General features: G+C 71.7%; 10 protein-coding genes. 3 read left to right on the top strand and 7 right to left on the bottom strand.

The genetic code is table 11. The features are described 5' to 3' along the window. Both Q0D57_RS00810 and Q0D57_RS00805 read right to left on the bottom strand, forming a co-directional pair. On the bottom strand, positions 1-574 hold a 574-nt coding region (locus Q0D57_RS00810), incomplete at its 3' end, for an MSMEG_4193 family putative phosphomutase (protein WP_291036709.1). A 30-nt stretch (positions 575-604) separates the two neighbouring features. Beyond that, the gene (locus Q0D57_RS00805; protein ID WP_291036707.1) at positions 605-1,483 is read right to left on the bottom strand and encodes an alpha/beta hydrolase; all 879 of its coding nucleotides are present in this window, start codon (positions 1,481-1,483) and stop codon (positions 605-607) included. 116 nt (positions 1,484-1,599) lie between these two features. Between Q0D57_RS00805 and Q0D57_RS00800 the strand changes: the two genes are divergently transcribed. After that, complete coding sequence (locus tag Q0D57_RS00800) at positions 1,600-2,004, top strand: hypothetical protein (protein ID WP_291036706.1); 405 nt, start codon at positions 1,600-1,602, stop codon at positions 2,002-2,004. 171 nt (positions 2,005-2,175) lie between these two features. Here Q0D57_RS00800 and Q0D57_RS00795 read toward each other — a convergent pair whose 3' ends face one another. Next, entirely contained in the window at positions 2,176-2,427 is a 252-nt protein-coding gene (locus tag Q0D57_RS00795; protein WP_291036703.1) for a hypothetical protein, read from the bottom strand. Between the two features lie 55 nt (positions 2,428-2,482). Between Q0D57_RS00795 and Q0D57_RS00790 the strand changes: the two genes are divergently transcribed. Next, positions 2,483-3,064, top strand: a complete 582-nt coding sequence (locus Q0D57_RS00790; protein WP_291036701.1) for a uracil-DNA glycosylase family protein — start codon at positions 2,483-2,485, stop codon at positions 3,062-3,064. A 64-nt stretch (positions 3,065-3,128) separates the two neighbouring features. Here Q0D57_RS00790 and Q0D57_RS00785 read toward each other — a convergent pair whose 3' ends face one another. Further along, entirely contained in the window at positions 3,129-3,842 is a 714-nt protein-coding gene (locus Q0D57_RS00785) for a TetR/AcrR family transcriptional regulator (RefSeq protein ID WP_291036699.1), read from the bottom strand. A gap of 111 nt (positions 3,843-3,953) precedes the next feature. Here Q0D57_RS00785 and Q0D57_RS00780 point away from each other — a divergent pair, with 111 nt between their 5' ends. Continuing rightward, positions 3,954-4,670, top strand: a complete 717-nt coding sequence (locus tag Q0D57_RS00780; RefSeq protein WP_291036697.1) for a DUF4386 domain-containing protein — start codon at positions 3,954-3,956, stop codon at positions 4,668-4,670. On the opposite strand, the gene Q0D57_RS00775 is transcribed toward Q0D57_RS00780, so the two are convergent. The 3 genes from Q0D57_RS00775 to Q0D57_RS00765 all read right to left on the bottom strand — a co-directional run. Further along, positions 4,654-4,866 carry a DUF2945 domain-containing protein gene (locus tag Q0D57_RS00775; RefSeq protein ID WP_291036695.1) on the bottom strand — a complete coding sequence of 71 codons (213 nt, stop codon included), beginning with the start codon at positions 4,864-4,866 and terminating at the stop codon, positions 4,654-4,656. The genes Q0D57_RS00780 and Q0D57_RS00775 overlap by 17 nt on opposite strands. A gap of 10 nt (positions 4,867-4,876) precedes the next feature. Then, positions 4,877-5,092: a hypothetical protein gene (locus Q0D57_RS00770; protein ID WP_291036693.1), complete on the bottom strand. Its 216-nt coding sequence runs from the start codon at positions 5,090-5,092 to the stop codon at positions 4,877-4,879. Positions 5,093-5,199: 107 nt separating this feature from the next. Then, positions 5,200-5,654, bottom strand: a 455-nt coding sequence (locus Q0D57_RS00765) for an OST-HTH/LOTUS domain-containing protein (protein WP_291036692.1), incomplete at its 5' end; no start/stop codon positions are given.

Raw genomic sequence — 5,654 nt, 5'->3', positions numbered from 1 at the left:
AGATCGAGGCGGGGCCCACGCCGATCCGCTGGAACAGGTCGAGGTGGAGTCCGAGCGCATCGGCGAGGAGCGACTTGATGATGTCGCCGTGGCTCACGGCCACCCACACCGCCTGCGGCCCGTGCTCGGCCTCGATCTCGGCGTCGCGGCGACGGATGGCCGCGACCGCCCTGGCCTGCATCGCCGCCATCGACTCGCCGCCCGGGAAGACGACGGCCGAGGGCTGGGACTGCACGACCTTCCACAGCGGCTCCTCGGCGAGCTCGCGGAGCGGGCGGCCGGTCCAGTCGCCGTAGCCGCACTCGGTGATGCCGTCGTCGATCTCGACTTCGAGCTCGAGGGCCGGCGCCGGCGATCCGCTCTGCTCGGCGAGGACCGCGGCCGCGGTCTGGCGGCAGCGCTCCAGGGGGCTCGAGACGACGGCCGCGAGCGGAACCCCCGCGAGGCGCCGGGCGGCGACGGCGGCCTGCTCGACACCGACCTCGTCGAGCCGCACCCCTTCGGATCGGCCGGCGAGGATGCCCGTGGCGTTCGCGGTGGTGCGACCATGCCGCACGAGGATGACAGTGGCCATGCCGCACAGCCTACGTGAGCGGGTGCGGCGTCACCCTGCGCTGCGGACGTGCTCCAGGAGGGCCGGGACGATGAGGTCCCAGGTCTCGGGAGGTGGGAACTGGTGGCCGAGGCCGGGCACCGCCAGCAGGCGGGCATCCGGGATCTCGCGCGCGAGCGCCTCGCCGTGGGCGAGGGGGAACAGCGGATCCGCGGTGCCGTGCACCACGAGCGTGGGCACCGCGATGTCGGCGAGCTGGGCGCGGGTGCCGGAGGCCGAGGGGATGCCCCAGTGGTTCGCGCCCGCCTCGAGGTCGATCGAGCGGTCGAACACGCGGTCGGCGATGCGGCGGATGCGCTGCTCGTCGACCGGGATCGTGCCGCCGAACCGCCTTTCGTCTGCCAGTGCCTCGCGGAAGTGGGCCTCGCGGTCGCTCCGGGTGCTGTCAGCCGGCGATCCTGATGCCTCGTCGAACGACGCGGCGAGCTCGGGCGACATCGGCGGGAGGTCGTCGCCGCCCGGGCTGGTCGACAGGAGGGTCAGGGAGGCGAGGGTCTCGGGGTGGGCGATGGCGAGCTGCTGGGCCAGTCCGCCGCCGAGCGAGAGGCCGACGACGTGGGCGGGCACGAGATCCAGGGCCCGGATGAGCGCCGCGAGATCCTCCACGAGGTCGTCGCCCGTGTAGTCGGCCCGGCCGAGGGGGCGGGTCGTGGAGCGGCCGGTGTCGCGGAGGTCGTAGCGCACCACGCGGAGGCCGCCGGCGGCGAGGGCCTCGCAGAACGCGTCGTCCCACCAGTCCGAGGCCGACGAGGCGCCCGGCACGAGCACCAGGCCCTGGCCCCCTTCTTCTCCGAACTCCGCGATGCACAGGTCGACGCCGTTGACGCTCAGCATCCGCTCGCCGTGGTGCTCGTGCAGCTGTTCTCGCATGCCTTCATGGTGCCGCATGTTGACACTGTTCACAATGCCTGCTGTGCCGTGTTCTGGGGGGCCCGCGTTGCCGGATCGTGACCGTTCCGGCGCAGGGCGGCTGGAATACTGAGCCCATGCGTATCTCGAAGTACATCGCCGTCGCGGGTGTCGTGGCCGTCGTCGTGGGGCTCAGTGCCTGCAGCTCCACTCCCGCCGGGACATCGTCGTCCTCTGAGGCCCCGATCGGCGGCGACGTCATCACGCCGCTGACCGTGGAGGCGAACGACCTGCAGGGCGAGACCGTCGACCTCGTGGTGGGGCAGGTGCTCAACATCAACACCGGCGACCTCGCCACCGACAGCTACACGGGGGAGGTCGCCGACACCTCGGTGGCGTCGTTCGTGAAGGGGACCTCGGGCGGGAGCGCCGAGACGAACCCGGGCGTGGAGGCGCTCGCCGTGGGCGAGACCGAGGTGACGCTCACGAACGCCGACGGTGGCATCCAGCCGCTCACCTTCACGGTCGTCGTCGCGAAGTAGCGGCCGCGGCCCCGCCGCCCGGCCCGCCGTCGTCTCCGACTTGACAGAAGTTGTGCCTAAAAGCACCGACTTGACACAAGATGTGCCAAGTCGGCCTTCTTAGGCGCGACTAGTGTCAAATCGACGCGTCGGGCTCGGGCCGCGGGCGGGCTCGGGACGCGGGGGAGGGCGTCAGCCGGCGGCTATCGCCGCGCCGGCCGCCGCGCCCATGACGCCGGGAAGGGCCGGGTTGGGGCCGAGGCCCTGGGCGTGGAACTTTCCGTCGGGGGTGAACCAGGCCTCGAGGCCGTCGGGGTTGAACGGCTCGTTGAGCTTCTTGAGGTGCGCGCCCGCGTCTTTGAGGTAGTAGCGGAGCTCTCCGCCGACCGTGCGGCGCTCCGTGTGCTGTGACGCCTCGAGCTGCTCATGGGTGGGTTCCGTCATGGCAACGATGGTAGCGGCACCACCGGCGACGGCGGCATCGGTGCAGACTGGTGGGGTGAGCGTGTTCGACGAGATCCGGGCACGGGTCGCCGCGCATCCGGCGAACGCCTGGGCCACCGAGGCCGGCTTCGCGCCGCTCGTCGTGGCCTCCGAGCGCTCGCGCGTGCTCATCATCAGCCAGGCGCCCGGCCGGCTCGCTCAGGAGACCGGCATCCCCTGGAACGACCCGAGCGGGGTGCGCCTCCGCTCGTGGCTGGGCCTGACGGATGCCGAGTTCTACGACCCGGAGAACGTGGCGATCGTGCCGATGGACTTCTACTTCCCGGGCAAGGGCGCGAGCGGTGACGCGCCGCCCCGGCGCGGGTTCGCCAAGGCGTGGCATCCGCCCGTGCTGGAGCAGTTGACCGACGTGCGGCTGACCATCCTGATCGGCGCCTACGCCCAGAAGCACTACCTCGGCGCGCGGCGCGGCACCACCCTGACCGAGACCGTGCGCCGGGCCGAGAGCTACCTGCCGCTGTTCCCGATCGTGCACCCGTCTCCGCTCGCGCGCGGCTGGCGGAGCGCCAACCCCTGGTTCGAGGCCGAGACGGCCCCGCGCCTCGCGCAGCTCGTGCGCGAGGTGCTCGCCCCCTGAGCGTGCGCGCGGCCGGCGGTCACGCGGCCGACGATCGCGCGCCCGGTGATCACGCCCCCGGCGGTCATGGGCTCGGAAGCTCCGCCCGCCACTCCGGCCGCAGCCGTTCGACGGCGTCGAGCACGAGTGCGAGCCCGGTCTCGAACTCGGTGTCGTAGTCGTACCCGGCCGCCCCGAGCTCCCGCACCACCTCGAGCAGGTGCGGGAACGCGGCCGCCGCCTCGGGCGGCGCATCCTGGAGCTTCTGCTCGGCCACATCGCCCGACTGCTCGGCGGTGTCGAAGGGCAGGGAGCGCTCCTGCAGCGCGAACCCGTAGACGAAGGCGTCGAGGGTGGAGGTGACGTGCACGGTCGTGCGGAACGAGAAGCCCGAGCCTCGGAGACACCCCATCATGGCGTTGTGCTGGGCGAGGTTCGCGAACCCCGGCCGCAGCCGCGCCTCCATCAGCCCGATCGCCCAGGGGTGCCGCTTGAGGGCCTGCCTCAGCGATCGCGACCGGTCGCCCATCGAGGTGCGCCACCCCCGCTCCGCGTCGGGCATCTCGACCTCGGCCCACACGAGGTCGATCATGCCGTCGAGCAGATCCTCCTTGTTCGCGACGTGCTTGTAGAGCGCCATCGGCACGACTCCGAGCCGCTGGGAGAGGGGGCGCATGCCGAGCCCGTCGAGCCCGTCGGCGTCGGCGAGGGCGAGGGCCTCCGCGAGCACGGTCTCGCGGTTCAGCCGGGCGCGTTCGCGACCGCGGGGGCGGGATGCGGCGGGCGGCTGTGCGGTCACGGTCGGCTCCCTGGGCTCGAAGGGTGGCAAGGGGTCTTGACGGAGTGTACGCGGTACACCTACGGTGTGTCTCAGGTGTACGCCGTACACCTTTGACTGGATAGGAACCCCATGGACCCGTTTCGCAGGCTGTCGCTCACCACCGGCATCCTCTTCCTGCTCACCTTCGTCTCGGCCATCGTCGGGGTCGCGCTCTACGGCCCGGTGCTGTCGGACCCCGACTTCGTGCTCGGCTCTGCAGACGCTTCGGCGGAGAACCTCGTCATCCTCGGTGCGCTCTGCGAACTCGTGCTCATCGCGGCCAACATCGGCACCGCTCTCGCCCTGTACCCCGTGCTGAAGCGGCAGAGCCCGGCACTCGCCCTCGGCTACGTCGCGGCGCGGATCGTGGAGTGCGTGTTCATCGCGGTCGGGCTGCTGGCGCTCCTGACCGTCGTGACTCTGCGGCAGGAGGGGGCGGCATCCGAACCGGCACTGCTCGTGCTGGGGCAGGGGCTGGTGGATCTCCGCGACTGGACGTTCCTGCTCGGCCCCGGTTTCGTGGTGGGGATCGGCAACGGGCTGCTGCTCGGGTGGCTGCTCTGGCGCTCGCACCTCGTGCCGCGGCCGATGGCACTGATCGGGGTGATCGGCGGACCGCTCATGACGCTCTCGGGCATCGCGGTCATGTTCGGAGCCTACGAGCAGACCTCGGTGCCCTCGGTGCTCTTCACGCTGCCTGAGATCGTGTGGGAGGCCTCGCTCGGCATCTACCTGGTGGCGAAGGGCTTCCGGCCCGCGGCGGTCGCGCGGCTCGCCCCTGCGCGTGAGCTCACGACTTCTTCGTGAGGGACTCCGGCTTGTGCACGGCTTCGCGGCCGGACTTGTCGCTCTTCACGAGGTACTGGGGATCGTCGTCGTCGGCGCGCACGGTGCGGCCCGCCGCCTCGGTGTCGGAGGTGATCTTCTTCTCGACCTTGCCGGAGGTGGTGGTGCCGTGGGTCTTCCAGGAGACCTCGTCGCCACGGGAGAGTTCGTCTGCCATGCGGCCGACGCTACTCCTGACGGTCGACCCTCGGCACGTTCCTCCGGCGGAAGGCGTTCACGAGGTTGCCGATGCCGGCCGCGAACAGGCCGCCGCCGATCCACGAGATCCAGTGCAGCCACTGCGGTGCCCCGCCGTCGAGCTCGAGAGTCAGGGGGATGGCCAGTGCGGCGATCGCCACCACGATGAGGACGATGGCGATGGTCAGGCGGGCTCCGAAGGTCACAGCGCGATGCTAGCAACCGGGCGGGCGGATGCGCGTGGCCGGTCGACCGACGACGGGGAAATCCGTGCCGCCATCCGCATCCCGCCGCCCGGTGCCGGTGCCCGCGGTCAGCGCGAGGTGGCCGACCCCGTCCCCGCTCCGGGGCGCAGACGGATGAGACGCTGCGGGCCGTCCTCCTCCAGCTCGGCGAGGTCGCCGCGCGACGAGAGGAAGTCGGTGAACGAGCGGTAGCCGAGCGGCTTCTCGTTGAACGACGGATCCATGCGGCGCATCTGGTTCTTCACGGTGCCGGTGTTCAGCCACTCGTCGGCGTCGCCCTTGGCGTGACCGATCTGCAGGGCGCGCACGAGCAGCTCGGTGGCGACGGTCTGCGGATCGATGTCGTCGGCGGGCTCGGGCTCGTCGTAGGGGGAGTCCTCGGTGTGCGAGAACATCGGGATCGTGGGGGCGCGGCGGGTGCGCGTGGCCGCGGTCTCCTGCTCGAGTGCGTCGGCGGCATCCGCGCCCTGGCCGGCGTCGGTGCCGGCGCTCGAGCCGGCGCCCGGGGAGGATGCCCGGCGAC

Origin of the sequence: Herbiconiux sp. (genome assembly GCF_023264895.1) — a bacterium.
Taxonomy (GTDB): domain Bacteria; phylum Actinomycetota; class Actinomycetes; order Actinomycetales; family Microbacteriaceae; genus Herbiconiux.
This window is presented reverse-complemented; position numbering and strand designations above follow the sequence as displayed.